Annotated in this window: 13 protein-coding genes and 1 pseudogene; 7 read left to right on the top strand and 7 right to left on the bottom strand. The window is 67.9% G+C overall.

The features are described 5' to 3' along the window. Positions 1 to 17 precede the first annotated feature (17 nt). A complete protein-coding gene (locus BJQ90_RS02700) occupies positions 18 to 1,079 on the top strand; it encodes an NAD(P)-dependent alcohol dehydrogenase (RefSeq protein ID WP_226758771.1) in 1,062 nt (353 codons plus the stop codon). A gap of 54 nt (positions 1,080 to 1,133) precedes the next feature. After that, positions 1,134 to 2,147, top strand: coding sequence for a carbohydrate kinase family protein (locus tag BJQ90_RS02695; protein ID WP_226758770.1), 1,014 nt, complete (start codon positions 1,134 to 1,136; stop codon positions 2,145 to 2,147). Here the strand turns inward: BJQ90_RS02695 and mdlC are convergent. After that, positions 2,125 to 3,729 (bottom strand): benzoylformate decarboxylase, encoded by a 1,605-nt coding sequence (mdlC, locus tag BJQ90_RS02690; protein ID WP_226758769.1) that lies wholly within the window; start codon positions 3,727 to 3,729, stop codon positions 2,125 to 2,127. The two genes, BJQ90_RS02695 and mdlC, sit on opposite strands and share 23 nt — an antisense overlap. Positions 3,730 to 3,842: 113 nt before the next feature. On the opposite strand from mdlC, the gene BJQ90_RS02685 reads away from it, so the two are divergent. After that, positions 3,843 to 4,739: a LysR family transcriptional regulator gene (locus BJQ90_RS02685; protein WP_226758768.1), complete on the top strand. Its 897-nt coding sequence runs from the start codon at positions 3,843 to 3,845 to the stop codon at positions 4,737 to 4,739. Between the two features lie 75 nt (positions 4,740 to 4,814). Here the strand turns inward: BJQ90_RS02685 and BJQ90_RS02680 are convergent, their stop codons facing one another. The 3 genes from BJQ90_RS02680 to BJQ90_RS02670 all read right to left on the bottom strand — a co-directional run bounded on the left by BJQ90_RS02680 (position 4,815) and on the right by BJQ90_RS02670 (position 7,911). Further along, positions 4,815 to 6,062, bottom strand: a complete 1,248-nt coding sequence (locus BJQ90_RS02680) for an MFS transporter (RefSeq protein ID WP_226758767.1) — start codon at positions 6,060 to 6,062, stop codon at positions 4,815 to 4,817. 188 nt (positions 6,063 to 6,250) lie between these two features. Further along, complete coding sequence (locus tag BJQ90_RS02675) at positions 6,251 to 7,546, bottom strand: cation:proton antiporter (protein ID WP_226758766.1); 1,296 nt, start codon at positions 7,544 to 7,546, stop codon at positions 6,251 to 6,253. Between the two features lie 161 nt (positions 7,547 to 7,707). After that, on the bottom strand, positions 7,708 to 7,911 hold the full coding sequence (locus BJQ90_RS02670) for a hypothetical protein (protein ID WP_226758765.1): 204 nt from the start codon (positions 7,909 to 7,911) through the stop codon (positions 7,708 to 7,710). A 369-nt stretch (positions 7,912 to 8,280) separates the two neighbouring features. Between BJQ90_RS02670 and BJQ90_RS02665 the strand changes: the two genes are divergently transcribed. Continuing rightward, complete coding sequence (locus BJQ90_RS02665) at positions 8,281 to 8,631, top strand: DUF3846 domain-containing protein (protein WP_226758764.1); 351 nt, start codon at positions 8,281 to 8,283, stop codon at positions 8,629 to 8,631. Between the two features lie 62 nt (positions 8,632 to 8,693). On the opposite strand, the gene BJQ90_RS02660 is transcribed toward BJQ90_RS02665, so the two are convergent. After that, a complete protein-coding gene (locus BJQ90_RS02660; RefSeq protein ID WP_226758763.1) occupies positions 8,694 to 9,158 on the bottom strand; it encodes a hypothetical protein in 465 nt (154 codons plus the stop codon). Between the two features lie 227 nt (positions 9,159 to 9,385). On the opposite strand from BJQ90_RS02660, the gene BJQ90_RS02655 reads away from it, so the two are divergent. Continuing rightward, complete coding sequence (locus tag BJQ90_RS02655; RefSeq protein WP_226758762.1) at positions 9,386 to 10,042, top strand: DedA family protein; 657 nt, start codon at positions 9,386 to 9,388, stop codon at positions 10,040 to 10,042. A gap of 65 nt (positions 10,043 to 10,107) precedes the next feature. Then, entirely contained in the window at positions 10,108 to 10,467 is a 360-nt protein-coding gene (locus BJQ90_RS02650; protein ID WP_413463628.1) for a hypothetical protein, read from the top strand. A 56-nt stretch (positions 10,468 to 10,523) separates the two neighbouring features. On the opposite strand, the gene BJQ90_RS02645 is transcribed toward BJQ90_RS02650, so the two are convergent. Both BJQ90_RS02645 and BJQ90_RS02640 read right to left on the bottom strand, forming a co-directional pair. Further along, the gene (locus tag BJQ90_RS02645) at positions 10,524 to 12,353 is read right to left on the bottom strand and encodes an alpha/beta fold hydrolase (protein ID WP_226758761.1); all 1,830 of its coding nucleotides are present in this window, start codon (positions 12,351 to 12,353) and stop codon (positions 10,524 to 10,526) included. Between the two features lie 12 nt (positions 12,354 to 12,365). After that, positions 12,366 to 15,029 carry a PEP/pyruvate-binding domain-containing protein gene (locus BJQ90_RS02640; RefSeq protein WP_226758760.1) on the bottom strand — a complete coding sequence of 888 codons (2,664 nt, stop codon included), beginning with the start codon at positions 15,027 to 15,029 and terminating at the stop codon, positions 12,366 to 12,368. 357 nt (positions 15,030 to 15,386) lie between these two features. Between BJQ90_RS02640 and BJQ90_RS02635 the strand changes: the two are divergent. After that, positions 15,387 to 15,620: pseudogene (locus BJQ90_RS02635) on the top strand (hypothetical protein); the annotation flags it as partial.

Genomic DNA, 15,620 nt, shown 5'->3' with positions numbered 1-15,620 from the left:
GAAAAAGGAATACTTCGATGACAACATCAACCGCACAGTCCCGCATCTCCGGTCCCCCGGAAGTACCCGCCACAATGCGCGCCGCCGTCCTCAAGCGCCAGGGCGAGATGGCCATGGAAACCCTGCCCGTCCCGCAACTGGAGCCCGACCAGGTCCTGGTCCAGGTCGCCGCCGTCGGCGTCTGCGGCAGCGACGTCCACTACTACGAGCACGGCCGGATCGGTGACTACGTCGTGGACCACCCGCTGATCCTCGGCCACGAACTCTCCGGACGGATCGCCGCCGTCGGAAGCGCCATTGACCCCGCCCGCATCGGCCGGCGGGTCGCAGTCGAGCCCCAGCGGCCCTGTCGCAAATGCAAGCAGTGCAAAGCCGGACGGTACAACCTGTGCCCCGACATCGAGTTCTATGCCACCCCGCCGATCGACGGCGCGTTCGCCGAATACGTCACCATCCAGGGCGATTTCGCCTACGACATCCCGGACAGCGTCAGCGACGAGACGGCTGCCCTCATCGAACCGCTCTCGGTCGGCCTCTGGGCCTGCGAACGCGCCCAGATCAAGCCCGGCAGCCGGGTCCTGATCGCCGGAGCCGGCCCGATCGGCATCATCGCCGCCCAGGCCGCCCGCGCTTTCGGCGCCGCCGAAATCTACATCACGGACATCGCCGACGACCGGCTCGCTTTCGCCCTGGAACACGGCGCCACCCATGCCCTGAACGCCCGGACCGACAGCGTCGAAGGGCTCGACGTCGACGCTTTCATCGACGCCTCCGGCGCCCCGCAGGCCGTTCGGTCCGGGATCAAAGCCGTGGGACCGGCCGGCCGGGTCATCCTGGTGGGGCTCGGGGCCGACGACGTCGAACTCCCCGTCTCCTACATCCAGAACCGCGAAATCTGGCTCTCCGGCGTGTTCCGCTACACCAACACCTGGCCGCTCGCCATCCAGCTGGTCGCCGACGGCAAGGTGGACCTGGACATCCTGGTCACCGGCAGGTTCGCCCTGGCCGAATCCGAGGAAGCGCTCAAAGCGGGCAAGCAGGCCGGGCAGCTCAAGGCCGTGGTCTATCCGGGCCGCTGAGCCACGCCGCCACCAACCAGTCCCCGTTCAGCACCCACCTGCAAGGAAGCTGCCATGCCAGCACAAGAGAAGGGTCCCCAGCCGGGCCACTCAGACGACGGACCCTGGGTGACCGTGATCGGCGAGTCCCTCGTTGACATCATCCACGACCCGCGGCGCGGAACCGCCACGCCGGAGGCGCATCCGGGCGGCAGCCCCCTCAACGTTGCCGTCGGCTGCTCCCGTCTGGACCTCCGGACCAAACTCATCACCCACTTCGCGGAGGACCCTTACGGGCAGATGATCGCGGACCACCCGCACAGCAACGGTGTGGATGCCACGGCTGGCGGCTCCCTGCCGACCTCGACCGCGGTGGCGTCCCTGAACACCACCGGGGCCGCCGACTATACGTTCGCCATCAGTTGGGATCTCAAGGGAGCATCCGTCCCGGCCCTGGCAGCCGTGGACGGCTCGCTGCATGTCCACACCGGATCCATCGCCTCACTCCTGCCCCCGGGCAACACGTCCGTACGGCGCCTGATCGAGGCGGCACGCCCGCACGCCACGGTCAGCTTTGACCCCAACTGTCGGCCCGCGATCAGCCGGGACGCGGCCGGGGCCCGGGACGAGGCCGAAGGCTTTGTGGCCGCCAGCGACATCGTCAAAGCCAGCGACGAGGACCTGCGTTGGCTCTACCCCGGGCGGACGCCGGACGAGTCGATGGCGGCGTGGCTGAAACTCGGACCGGCGCTGGTGGCACTGACCCGCGGCGCGGACGGGCCGGTCCTCATCACCCGGCGAGGCCGCGTGGAGCTGCCGGCCGAATCCGTCCCGGTGGCGGACACCGTCGGTGCGGGGGACTCCTTCATGTCAGCCCTGATTCCCGGACTCGCGCAGCTCGACGCGCTGGGCGCCCCCGCACGAGCACGCCTTCAGGACATCACCCCCGAGGAACTGCACGCACTGGCCGCCTACGCGAACCGGGCCGCGGCCATCACCTGCTCCCGGCCCGGAGCCAACCCGCCGACGTCGGCCGAGCTGGGTTCCTTAACCGGGTTCAGCGCGTTCAGAACGGCGAGACCGTGGTGATGGGGACTTCGATCAGGGTCGGGCCCTCGGAGGCGAGCGCCTTGGCGAAGCAGTCGCGCAGCGCCTCCAGCGAAGCGGCCCGGTCCGCGTCCACGCCGTACCCTGCGGCGAGCGAGACAAAGTCGATCCCGGGCACGTCGAGGCCGGGTGCGTCGAGGGCATTGAGTTTGGCCGCGAAGCCGCGCAGGGCGCCGTACGTGCCGTTGTTCAGGATCACGAACACCACGGGAACCCTGTACTGTGCCGCCGTCCACAGGGCCGTGATGCCGTAGTTCGCTGAGCCGTCGCCGATGAACGCCACCACGCGGCGGCCCGGTTCGGCGAGCTGGACTCCGACCGCGGCCGGCATGCCGAACCCGAGCCCGCCGGATGCCGGAAAGTAGTAGCTGCCGGGGTGGCGCATGTCCATCCGGTCCCAGAAGGCGCCGACCGTCGACGTCGTCTCGTTGACGTAGATGGCGTCCTCGGGGGCGAGCTCGTTGATGAGCCTGAAGACGGCCTCCGGGGCCAGCCCGATTCCTTCCTCCGGCCCCTGCGCGGACAGCGGTGGTAGCTCCGGCCGCGCGCGCGGCGGGAGCTGCACACCACGGGGCGTCACCGACGCGGCCAGACGGCGCAGTGCCGGACCGATCGAGGCCACCAGCGCGCGGCCCATCGGTGCGCGGGCCGCCTCTCCAGGATCACAGCTGATCTGCAGCAGGGACGCACCCGCCGGAAGGTAGTTCCCGGGCTCATGCTGGTGGTAACGGAATACCGGGGCGCCGACCACCAGGATCAGGTCATGCCCGGCCAGCAGGCGGGTGATGCCCTCAACGGAGGCGGGCAGCACGCCACGGAACGCGGCGTGGGTGGTCGGGAAAGGGCAGCGGGGCGCGGACGGTGCCACCCAGACCGGGGCGCCGAGGCGCTCGGCGAGCGTGACGGCGTCGGCGTTCCCCCTGGCGGAGTCGACGTCGGGTCCCAGGACCAGGACGGGGTTCTCGGCCGCGTCAAGGACGGCCACCAGGTCCGCGAGCTGGCCGTCGGAAAGCTCGCCGGCGTTTTCGACCGTGCGCGCGGCCAGGTGCTCCTCCGCCGGCCCCGTTTCCTGTGCCCAGTCGTCGTACGGGATGGACACGTAAACGGGCCCGGAGGGCTCGAGGGTTGCGCTGTGGATGGCCTGGCCGATGGTGCGGACGACGTCGTGGGGCGAGGCCGGCTCAGCGCTCCACTTCACGAGCGGGCGGGGAAGTGAGGCGGCGTCCACGTTGGAAAGCATGACTTCCTGGCCGATCGTGGCGCGGACCTGCTGGCCCGCGGTGATCACCAGCGGCGTGTGCGAGTACCAGGCATTGGTGAGCGCACCCATGGCGTTGCCCGATCCCGAGGCGGCGTGCAGGTTCACCATGGCGGGACGGCGGGTGGCCTGGGCATAGCCGTCCGCCATCCCGGCCACAACGCCTTCGTGGAGGCCCAGGACATAACGGAAATCCTTCGGCATGGCCGCGAGAAACGGCAGTTCGTTGGAGCCGGGATTGCCAAAAATCGTGGTCAGTCCATGCTGGCGCAGGAGCTTGTACGTGGCGTCATTGACAGTGGTCATGGTGATGCTTTCCTATCCCGGAGCTGCTGGTCCTATAAAGCTAGGCTGCGAACTCCTGTGTCGACAAATAAATAAATCAGCCCTCTCCCATAGAAGATCTCTATGATGACTGGGTGAGTCTTGACCTGAACCTGATCCGAACTTTCCTGAGCATTTATGACCACCGATCGGTGACCCGCGCCGCGCAGGACCTGTCCCTGACGCAGCCCACCGTCAGCCATGCCCTCGGCAGGCTGCGGCGGGCCCTGAACGATCCGCTGTTCGTCCGCGGCCCGGCCGGGTATGAGCCCACAGTGCGCGCCTCGGCGTTGGCTGCCGTGTTCCGCAAGGCCGTGCTCGCCGTAGACGACGCCGTGGACGCGGACAATGTCTTTGATCCCTCCCGCACCAGCAAAACATTCCGCCTGTGCCTGACGGACATCGGCGAGAATGCCTTCCTGCCGCGGATCATGAAACAGCTGGTGGTGCGGGCCCCCGGAGCCAGTCTTGAAGTCGTGCCGATGCAGATTTCCCAGGTCCGGAGCTGGCTTGCCCACGGCGAGATCGACGGCGCCATCGCGAGCATTCCGCTGGAGGTATCCGGCCGCCGCACCATCGTGGCCGACGAGCGCTACGTTTGTGTGCTGCCACAGGGTGCGGCGGCTCCTGGTCCGCGGATCGGCTGGGAGGAGTTCCTGGCCCTGAAGCACGTGGCGATGGACCCCGCCGCAGGCCACGACCAGGTGGAACAGGCTATCCGGGCGCAGCAGGTGGACCGGGTCATTGCCTTGCGGGTTCCGCACTTCACCGCGCTGGCCGAGGTGGTGGTGGGCTGCGACATGATCGCCATCCTGCCGCGGCAGATGGCAACCAGGATGGCGGAGCGCTGGCCCGTTGCCATCCGTGAGCTGCCGTTCGACATGCCCCAGTTCGAGGTGACCCTCTACTGGGATGCCACCGTCTCCTCCACCGGCGCCGCGGAATGGTTCCTGGATCTCGTGGCCGGGGCGCTGGGAGAGGCGAATGGATAAGGCAGTCCGGCCCCGCTTGGCGGGGCCGGACACCGAACCGTAGCGCAAGGAGTTGTCCGAACCTGGCTGATGGACTCAGGCGATGCCCGCTGGCTTGCTGGTCCCAAGGGAGGGTTCATCCGGAACGAACGGCGCCCCACGCTTGACCTTCGGGATGACCGCCACGGCCGCGACCCCCAGCAACGCCGCTGCTGCGAAGACATAGAAACTGAAGGGATACGCGATGCCGGCAACCACCAGCAGGCCGGTGATCCAGGGACCCGCGATCGCACCGAGGCGACCGACGGCGGAGACAAAGCCCATGCCGGAGGCGACGATATGGCGTGGGTACAGGTAGCCGACGAAGCCGTAGACGAGCACCTGGGCGCAGAAAACAAAGAATCCGGTGACGAATACGACGCCATTGAGCACGAGTTGGTTTTCCATCTTGATGCTCAGCACGGCCAGCAGCACGGCGGCGGCGGCGAACCAGAACATCGTGGTGCCCTTGACGCCTCGGAGGTCCGCTACCCGCCCCCCGACCAGCAGGCCAGCGATTGCGCCGACATTCAGGACCAGGAGCAGGCCGAGGGAGTCTGCGATGTTATAGCCGGCGCCCCGCATCAGTTGCGGCAGCCAGGTGTTCAGGCCGTAAACCAGCATGAGGCCCATGAAGGCTGCAACCCAGAGTCCCAGCGTGATGCGCAGGTACGGCCGACGGAGCAGGCTGCCGATTCGGACCTTGTGCGCGGGCGCACCGGCAGTCTTCGAGGCTGCGGCGACGGGTGATGTCTCGGGCAGCTTTGCCCACATGAGGGGGACGGCAAGGACGCCGAGAAGGCCGCCTGCGTAGAAGAGCCACTCCCACTGGCGACCGACCAGCAGTGCGAGCAGCGACGCGGCGACGGCGCCGACGTGGTAACCGGTCATGGTCAGGGTGCTCGAGTGCGCCTTGCCATTGCTGGATGCGGCTTCCTGCATGGCGGTTACGGCTACGGGCATGCAGCCGCCCAGCCCGAGACCGGCCAGGAGCCGGAGGATGCCCATCATGGCCACATTTGGCATGAGGGGGAACAACAAGGTGAAGACTGAAAACACGGCCACGCAGGTAATCAGGGGCAGCCGCCGGCCGAAGCGGTCCGAGATTGGACCGATCAGGGCAGCGCCGATCCCGACGCCGACGAGGGAAATTGTGGCGACGTAGGTGGCGCCGGCCGGGTCAATCCCCGCGTGCTTCGTATCGAGCAGGGTGGGGATGGAGGCGCCCAGGGCAACGAGGTCGAAACCCTCGAACACGACAGTGAGCCAACAGAGAATGACGACCCATTTTCGCTGAGTATGCATGGTGTGAACGTCCTTGGTCTACACGGCCGGACGCTAGTTTGCCCGGCCAAGATCTGTTAAAAGATCTATTTCCCCAAGTCTGATGAGACCTGCGCCACAAGTCCAATAGATAAAAATTGCCTTCTGCATAGATGAGCTCTATGACCGATGGATCAGTCCCTGCCTCATTTGGGCGTATTCTGCCCGGGCTAGTGGCGGGCCCGCTTCGGCCGAAAACGCGGAACGGGCGGATGTCTGCGGCTCAGGCCCCGGGCGGGAGCGGGAGTGACCGGCACCGGCCCGCCGGGCTCCGGTCCCGCTGCGGCAGCGGCCCGTCCGTAGCGGGCGGCCAGCGGCGCGGCGCTGAACCCATGGGCCAGGACGCTGAGCAGGACGGTGGATGTAATGACGGCCACCGCGCCATTGGACACGGCCCCGAGCGTTTCCAGCGCCAGCAGCGCGAACACGAGCGAGGCAAGGCCGCGCGGACCGAACCAGCCCACAAACAGGACGGTGGACCGGTTGAGGCCGGCACCAATTGACGCCAGCGCCACCGGCAGCATGCGCACCACCGTGAGGCTGAGCACGGCGTACACGAGAGTCAGGGGGACGAAGTTCGCCAACATGGTCGGTATGGCAACGGCCCCGAAGGCCAGCCAGACGAGCAGTGAGACCAGTCCGCCCATCTGCTCGATGAAGACCAGTTCGGCCGGCCCCCGCTGACCGGCGCACGTGCCGAACGCCAGCCCACCGCAGAAGGCGGCCACGAACCCGTTGCCGCCCACGGCGAGGGCGGCGGTGTAGGCGAACAGGCTCAGGGCGAGGACTCCGATGCCGGCGAAGTCCTCGAGGGCGGTCCCGCGCCGGCGGGCGAGCTGCAGCAGCCACCCGCCCAGGGCGCCGGCCGCTGCGCCGACACCGGCGCCGATCAACAGCTCGACGGCCGCGCTGCCGGGAGCCGCGGCGCTCTCCAGGCCTGCTGCGGCGGCCGCACCGGCGATCGCGACCATCACGACCGGGGTGGCGATGCCGTCGTTGAGGCCGCTCTCGACCGTGATCAGCTGGCGGATCCGCGACGGCACCGCCGGATTCGTCACCACGGGGACTCCGAGGGCGGCGTCGGTGGGGGCCAGCGCCGCGCCGACGAGGAGGGCCAGCCAGAGCCCGAGCTGCGGGAAGAACCAGGCGGCCAGAGCCCACCCGAACACGATCGTCAGCGGCAGGCCGAGTCCCAGCAGCCGCACGTAGCGGCCCACGTCCCGGCGCAGCTGCTGGAGGGGCAGGCGGGCGGCATCGGAGAAGAGCACCCACACCAGGGTGAGCTCGACCATCGGCGTCAGAGCTGCCGGGGGCGCGGAGCTGTTGACCAGACCGGACACGGCCAGGGCTGCGCCGAGAGCGGTAAATACAATGGGTGCGGTCAGGTCCGCCTGTTGCAGCCGTGCCGAAACGACTGCCCATACGAACAGGGCCGCGGTGATAATAGCCAGGACCGTCACTTCCATGACGGATCCATGCCCGGTTCTGTGTCCGTGCTGGAACTGGCCATGCTTGATTTTAGGCGGGTCGGGGCGGCTTGGGCCCGTGTCCAAAGTCCCGGGGACTGACATGGGTCGACGACGGCGGGAAAGTCCCGCCGTCGTCGTGTTGCGCCGCCGTTGTGGTGCTAGGCGGAGACCGACTCAAGGTTCGCTGCGCCGTGGTTCAGGCTGAGCGTGAAGGTGTTCGGGCCGCTGGCGTGGACCGCGATGTTGCTCTTGGGGGTGTTGTGCCGCACCGAGAGGTCGTGAATCAGGGCATCCAGCTCGTGGTGCATGCTGGAGCGGTCCCAGAGCTTGTGGGTGACAGAGGTGGCAGTTTCAAACGTCATTGTTCAGGCTTCCATTCATGATTCCGGAGGTCCGGCCGCCGCACCGATGCGGAGCCGCCGTAGGGCCAACCAGGAACGCCTGAGACCGTGGCAGGCTCTGCGAGCTCACCGGTATGGCCTCATTGCGTCCACCAGGATGGGTAAAACTATGCCGCGTTCCGTTGCGCACGCTTGGTGTGCGAACGGTCAGGGCTCATGCGGAGGGACTTTGAGGGCCCCGCCTTGCCTTTTTATGATGCACAGCGCCGGGCCGGTGGCTCAAGCCAGATGGCGATTATTGCAGGTGAGACTCATCACAGCCGGGGGAGGTGCGGGAGCGGAGCCGGGAACACCGGGAACTACGTCGTTGTTATTAATCACAGAACCAAAATGAGCAACAGATACACAGCACTGATAATCCCGGCCCGGATCAGCGAACCCGTCCGGATCGAAACGATTGAACCCGGCCTGCGCACCCTGCAGGACCTGGTCGGCGGAGACATAGAAACCGTCACCCGCGGTGACTGGCATGTCTACCTCAACGCTGAAGGCGTGATCCGCAACCTTCCGCTGAACCTTCGTGCCGCCCAGCTGATGTACGACTGCGGCCTGGATCTTTCGGGCGTGGCACGGGGCACCGCCGTCTTCCTCGGCCACGGCGGCCACGGCGAGGAGGCGGATGTTCCCGGTCACCTGATCCGACTCGCAGAAGAATTCTTTGACACGAGGCTGGTGGCCTAGCGGGCATGGGCTGCTAGCGGCGCCCCCCGGAGCCAATCGCCATCGCCCGTGGCTGGCTGGCCTTAACTACCCATGGTGATTCCGGCCAGGGTGTCGATGTAGTCCAGCGTTTTGGGACTGACGTGCCGCACAGCTGCCAGGGCCTCCCGGAGAGCGGTTCTGGTGGCGGGGTCACTGAGCGCGCCTCGGAGTTCCGTTAGCGTCTCGATGCCCAGACGCTCGAACACGCACGTGGTGTCCTCAACCTGGGCAAGACGGCCGGGGGAGGGCCAGTCGATGACTTCCGAGAGCTTCCCGGTATCGAGGCGCTGGCGGAACCCGCTGGTCGTGGCGGCATCCGGCCATGCCGCAACCAGGGCGTCAACGCGCGGCTTGACGGTCTCGTGGTAGTTCTGCCGGCGCTGCAGCGTGGCATCGACAATGATGGCCCCGATGTGGTCCCAGCCTCGGCTTTCTTCAGACGGGGCGCCTGCGCCGTGGGAGTCGCTAAAGGCCGGAAGGTTGGCAGCATCACTGTCGGTAGTCATAAGAGAATACTTCCATGTGCCGGTGGTGAGCGTGTGGCTGCGCCAGCCGAGATCTCCCCGGGCAGGTTGTCGGCCACAGGGCCGCGGCTCGGCCTGGAGCCAGCCCCTTGACGGTCGGTTCTCCCAAGAGGCCTTTCTTTCGTCGCAGGCGCGAATGTATCTTCAGTTACATGGGAGCGCCGCTGTCCGGTTGACTCCGTAGCGTTCGGTTAGGGTGCGGGATCCCGGTGAGCGGTTTTGTCGACAACATCCTCAACGTCAGCCCCCTGCTGGCCCTGGTGATCGTGGGCTTGCTGGTCTTCGCCGAGGATGCCCTCTTCGTCGGCTTCATAATTCCCGGCGAGACCGCCGCGGTCCTCGGCGGGGTCGTGGCCAGCCGTGGCAACGTGCCCGTCTGGTCGATGGTGCTCCTCGTTGTACTCGCCGCGGTCACCGGGGACACGGTCGGATACGAAGTCGGCAAGCACCTCGGTCCCAGGTTCTTGAATCTTAAGGTTATGAACAGGCGCCGTGCCAAACTTCAGAAAGCTCAGGACTTCCTGCGCCGCCGCGGCGGACTGGCCGTATTTCTGGGACGGTTTGTCGCATTCTTCCGCGCAGTCATGCCCGCCCTCGCCGGGACCTCGCGCATGCCCTACCCGACTTTTCTGGCCTTCAACGTCGCCGGCGGCCTGGTGTGGGGTGCAGGATGCGTTCTTCTGGGATTCCTTGCCGGTAATTCCTATGAAGTGGTAGTCAAAGCTGTGGGGCAGGACATCACCGTCGTCGTCGTCGCCGCAGTAGTGATCGCCTTGGTTGCCTGGAAAGTCCGCAAATCCCGCGACGAACGCGTGGCTGGCGGCGCATCTGATTCCGGTCCCACGGGCGGCAGAGCGGAACCGTGAACATCGATCGGCCGCTGAAAAATCTGATCGCACCGTCATTTGTGCTCCATGGCAGACTTTCTGCCATGGAGCCAATGGATTGTCTGGTCATCTACGTCCCGACCGTAGCGGCGGAAGCAGTCCGGCGGGCCATTGGCGACGCCGGGGCGGGCAGGCTGGGCAACTACTCGCACTGCTCGTTCAGCGTCGAGGGCACCGGGCGCTTCACCCCGCTGGAGGGTGCGCACCCGGCCATCGGCACGGTCAGTTCCCCCGCGGAGGTGCCGGAGACCCGGATCGAGGCAATCTACCCGCGTTCCCGGCGCACGGCCGTCGTTGACGCCGCACTGTCCGTGCATCCGTACGAGACGCCGGCGTTCATGACTTTCCCGGTCGACGCCGGCCTGCCGGACGCAACCGGTTCCGCGGACCCGAGGTACTGTTAGCTCGCTGCCCCCAGGACCCCGGGGCTCGCTGTCCCCAGGACCCCGGGCCCGACGTGTCAGGGTCTGCGCAGGAACTCCCGCACGGTGTCGACGTACTCCGCGGTCCGCGCGGCCATCACTCCGTGGCCTTCGCCCGCGAAAAGACGGACCTCCGCCGCAGGATAGAGGGCGCGGAGGGCCGCACGCGCCTGCGGGGAAAACGCTTCATCCCGCTCCGATTCGATCAGCAGCACCGGACCCGGCGGAACCGCGGAGGTGCGCGCCCCTGGTGTCCCACCCGCTGGCAGCCGCGCGAAGTCCCTCATCTCCCGCAGGGCTGACAGGAGGTCCTCCTTGCGCAGCCGGCCGAGGATGTCCGCGAGCAGCATGCTCCAGAACGCCGCGTCGTCCCGTGCGCCGTGGACAAACCAGCGGCGCCAATTCCAGCCGGTCACCGAACGCACAGCGCTTTCCGGAAGGACGGCGAGGACGCGGATGAGCAGCGGGAGCAGCGGGAGCGGGGCTGCTGAGGGGCTTCCGGTGTTCGCGAGCACGAGGCGCCGCACACGCTCGGGATGCCGGCGGGCGAACACCTGGGCCACAAAACCGCCGAACGAGGAGCCCAGCACATCCGCCTGCGTCACTCCCTCGGCGTCGAGGATCGCAGCCAGGCCGTCCGCGAGCCCGGCCATGCCGGCGCCGGCAGGGTAAGCCGGGGCGATGACTCGGAAATCCCGCTCCAGCGCCTCGATCAGCAGCAGGTACATGTCCGGCACCCTGGTCCCGCCGGCGGGCAGAAGCACGGTCTGCCGTCCCGTGCCGCCGGCAAAGTAGCGCCAGCGCACGCCGTCGACGTCGAGCGAGCGGTACCGGTGGCTGGTCCGGAAGGCGGCAAGCCTGGCGTCCAGCGTCGAAAGCGGCGCGGTTGCGGGCTCTGCCTGGCTGCGGGTCGACGCCGGGAGGCGTGGCGGGACGGCAGGGTTTTCGCTCTTTCGCGCGGGAAGGGGTCGGCCTTCGAGGAAGCTTCCGACGACGTCGGCGTATTCCGTCGGGTGGGTGGCGGACGCCCAGTGGCCGCCGTGGCCGAACACATAGGCCCGGGCACCGGGATATGCGGCCAGCAAGGCTTCGCGTTCGCCCGACGTGAATCCCCGGTCATCAGAAGCGGCGATCACCAGCACGTCCTCCCCACGCTCGAAAATCGCTGACGCGGCGTACCGGTCCGGATGTGCCGCCAGATCCAGGAGCACCGCCAGGCGCGCCAGCGCCGACTCCCTGGTGTGTGCCGCGAAGAGGTCCTCCGTGTAGGCAGTGAGGAAAGCACGCTCGTCTTCTTCGGCCCCAGCGGCAAGGCGCGCGATCCGCGGACGATAGAAAGCGGCCAGCGCGGCCTTGGGCAGCATCGAGAAAAGACGGACAAAGGCGCCCACAAACCGCGTGTGGCCAGGGGTGTAGAGACCGAACCCGGACAGGATGAGCTTGTCCACCCGCTGCGGATAACGGCGCGAAAAGGCATGCGCCACGCCGGCGCCGAGGGAGTGGCCGAAGACATTCGCGGACCGGATCCCTTCGGCGTCGAGAATCGCCGCGATCCCTGCCACGAGTTCGGCCATGGTCCGCACCGGGGGATAGGAGGGGGAGAGCACGCGGAAGCGGGGCTCGAAAGCGGTGATGGTGCGGAACGCTGAATCACCGAATGCGAAGCCGCCGCCCAGGATAAGAAGTGCCGGCCTCGCTGCCTTCGCCCCCGCGGCGGTTTCCGCTGCAGGGTGTGCGGCGTCTGCTGCTTCAGCCGGGGCGCGCGGGGTGGCGGGTCCCGCGATGTACTTCCATTCGACGCCGCCGACCGTCAGCGACCGGTACGGGTGGGTGGCGCGGAACGCGCGAAGCTCGGCATAGCCGTCCATGGATCCTCCCGCTCACGGCCCGGCCGTCACGCCCGGATGCTCGATCGTGACGGTTCCGGCGTCGCCGTCGACCCGGATCTGCTGGCCGCTGGTGAGCCGCTGGGTGGCCACCCCGGTGCCGAGCACGGCGGGGATGCCATACTCGCGGGCCACGATGGAGCTGTGACTCAACGGGCCGCCGACGTCGGTGACCACGGCGGAGGCCATCGCGAACAGCGACGTCCACGCCGGAGTGGTGATGCGGGCGACCAGGACGTCTCCGGGCATCATCCGGGCGAACTCCTCGGGCCCTCTCAGGACGCGGGCGGGGGCACTGACCCGGCCCGAGCTGGCGCCGGCGCCTTTGATGATGTCGCCGGGCTGGTCCTGCGGGGCTGCCGGCATCATGGACCCGAAGGCCCGTTCCATCCACCGGCTCTCGGGCAGCAATTGCGGGGCGGCGGCCTTGGCCTGGCCCCGCCAAAGCATCTTGCGCTCCGCCACGGCGCCGGCGCGGACGGGCCCGTCCGCGCCGGTAATTGCCACAGCCGGGGCCCCCGGCCCCGCGAGCCCGAACTCGACGGCGCTGCGCAGCTCCCGGTGGCGCAGCCAGAACACGTCGCCGGGCTCGGCGATGACACGCGAGTCCACCAGCCGTCGTCCGAGCTCGAACAGCATCCGCCGCAGTAGCGGCCAGGCCAGGCCGACGTCGGCCAAGGCGTCTTCGCGGATCGGGGCGGCACGTTGGGCCCACCGGAGCAGCCGGAGGAACGCGGCCCGGCGGGCCGGCCCGAGCCGGGCGATCGTCCGGCCGGTCTGGTCCTCCCGGCGGGTGGCGGCCAGCCGCTGGCGCTCGTGCGGGTCGTTGCCCTGCCCGCGCAGGTAGAACTTCACCGTTCCCAGCAGCGGGGAGGGATCGTCGGCCGGCACCGGAGTGAGGAAGTCCAGGTTGTAGACCGTATGGCCGAACCGGCCGAGGTGGTCCTGGAAGCGGGGATGCCATTGCTGCCAGAGGGCCGGGTCCATCCCGGCCGGCGGTAGCCCGGTGCGCTGCGACTCAACGAGTGCCGCCGTCGGTTCGTGGAGGATCGCCGGGGCCAGCCCCGGAACTTCCCGGGCCCAGGCTGCCAGGTCGTACAACGACTTCTCCGCCTGGATGGGTTCGCTGTCGTAGCCGAGGAGGAACGTCTGGGCGGGCGGATCCCCGTCCCGACGCACGAGCCTGTCGTAATACGTCCGGAAGGAGATTTCGCTGGTGGCCGCGACCGGAATGATTGACTGCATGGCCGTGTAGTACACGGTGCCGGCGTCCAGCAACGCCTGCACCCCTGCCAGCAGCTCGTCCCCGGAAAGCTCCCTGACGGGCTTCGCCGACCAGTCCTGGATCACCCGCTCGTAGCGGGGGTGCGAAAATTCCCGCCAGCCGGTTACTCCCATGTGCGCCTTGCCGCGGGCCAGCGAGCGGACCGCGGTCAGGGACTTGCCCGTCACACGCCACAATGCCGAGGTGCGGTAGTAGTAATAGGCGTAGCCGTTGATGGTGGGCAGCCCCACGTCGTTCTCGCGGATGACGTTCTTGCCGACGGCTTCGGTCAGCAGGGCACGCAGCGACCGGGACACCGAGCCGTCAATGAGGTCGGCGAACAGCGGCGAGAGCGGGTCGGGCAGCTGCTCCACGATACTCGCCCGGAAGAAGAGCCCCTTCGGGTAGGGCACCGTCCAGGTGTCCGGGGCGTCGGCCGCCGGCTCGGGCAGCGCGGTGATGGGCCGGGACTGCAGGATGAAGAACTGGTCACCGGCCCGTGCCCATTCGATGTCCTGCGGTACGCCGAAATGTTCCATGATCCGTGTTCCATAGCGGGCCAGCTCGGCCGCCGCCCGGTCGTCCAGCACGGGCTGATGACGGCGCTCCGCCGGTACCGGCTGCTCCCGGGTGCCGTGGTCAGCGTAGACGGTCATGGTCGCCTTGTCCGCTGTGCGGCGGGACAGCACACGGCCCGTCCCTGCTTCGACGACGATGTCATCAGTGCTGACCGTTCCGCTGACAACGGACTCGCCCAGGCCCCACGCCGCACTGATCACCAGCTGGTCGCGGCGTCCGTTGGCCGGATTGGCGGTGAACATCACCCCGGCGGCCTCGGCCTTGATCATGCGCTGGACCACGACGGCGAGGCGCACCGTGCCTGGTGCGATGCCCTCACGCGCCCGGTACGCCATGGCTCGGGCCGTCCACAGCGACGCCCAGCAATCCGTCGCGGCCGCGGCCAGGGCCCCCTCCCCAACGACGTTGAGGTAGGTTTCCTGCTGCCCGGCGAAGCTGGCCGAGGGGAGGTCCTCGGCCGTGGCGGAGGACCGCACCGCCACGGCTGAATCCCCGTCGCCGAGGCGCCCGTAGGCGGCGCCGAGTTCTGCTGCGATCGCGGCCGGCATGGTTCCGGCGCCGAACAGGGCCCGGATCCGCTGCGAGGCATCCTCGTAGTCCTGCGGTGCCGCCCCAGGCGGAAGTGCGGCCAGCGCCTGGATGCCGGGCCCGAGGTGGTTGGCTTCCACGAAGTCGGCATAGGCCGCGGTGTTCAGCACAAAACCGGCGGGGACCGGAAGCCCCGCTTGAATGAGGCCGCCCAGGCCGATCCCCTTGCCGCCGGCCAGGGCGACGTCGCCTTGTCCCACATCGCCAAGGTTGTTGATGTAGGTCATGAGTATGACTCCTTCTGCCCGGAGCAGGTGCGCCTACATTGAGCCTGATGCCCAACATACTGGCACTGCCGCAGGGAAGAGGCCATAGCTGCGCGGGCGGCTGGTGCGAACTGCGGCGCTGCTGGCAACCGCTTGGTTACTTGATTTCTTCGGTGCCTGAGGCAGGTCCCGCTGGCTGTTGCCGCGGTGTGGTTGTGTAACGGGTTGGTGTCGGTTGGGGGGTGACCCATCCGGGGTGGGGGGTGTTTCCGAAGTACTCCTGACAGACCAAGCCGGACCCGCTGGAAAATGTCAGGCCGTGTTTCACGGCCGCGGGAACGGGAACATCCCATTGAACCATTTTCAAGGAGTACTGCCATGCGTACATCTCTCAAGACTTTCCTCGGCGTTGCCGCTGCCGGTTCGCTCATGTTCTCCCTGGCTGCCTGCAGCCCGGCGAACACCGCGTCCTCCGCTCCGGCCACCTCGTCCTCGGCGTCCTCTTCGGCTGCGGCTGAGAAGCCGAAGCCGTTGGCCTCGATCCCGGCGCTGACCGGGGTATCGACCGCGGTGAAGCTCGATGCGTCGTTCGCGAAGGCCTTGGAGACCCTG

Origin of the sequence: Arthrobacter sp. SO3, from assembly GCF_020532825.1 — a bacterium.
Lineage (GTDB): Bacteria > Actinomycetota > Actinomycetes > Actinomycetales > Micrococcaceae > Arthrobacter.
Note: the sequence above shows the minus strand (reverse complement) of the source record. Positions and strands in the feature narration are given on the sequence as shown.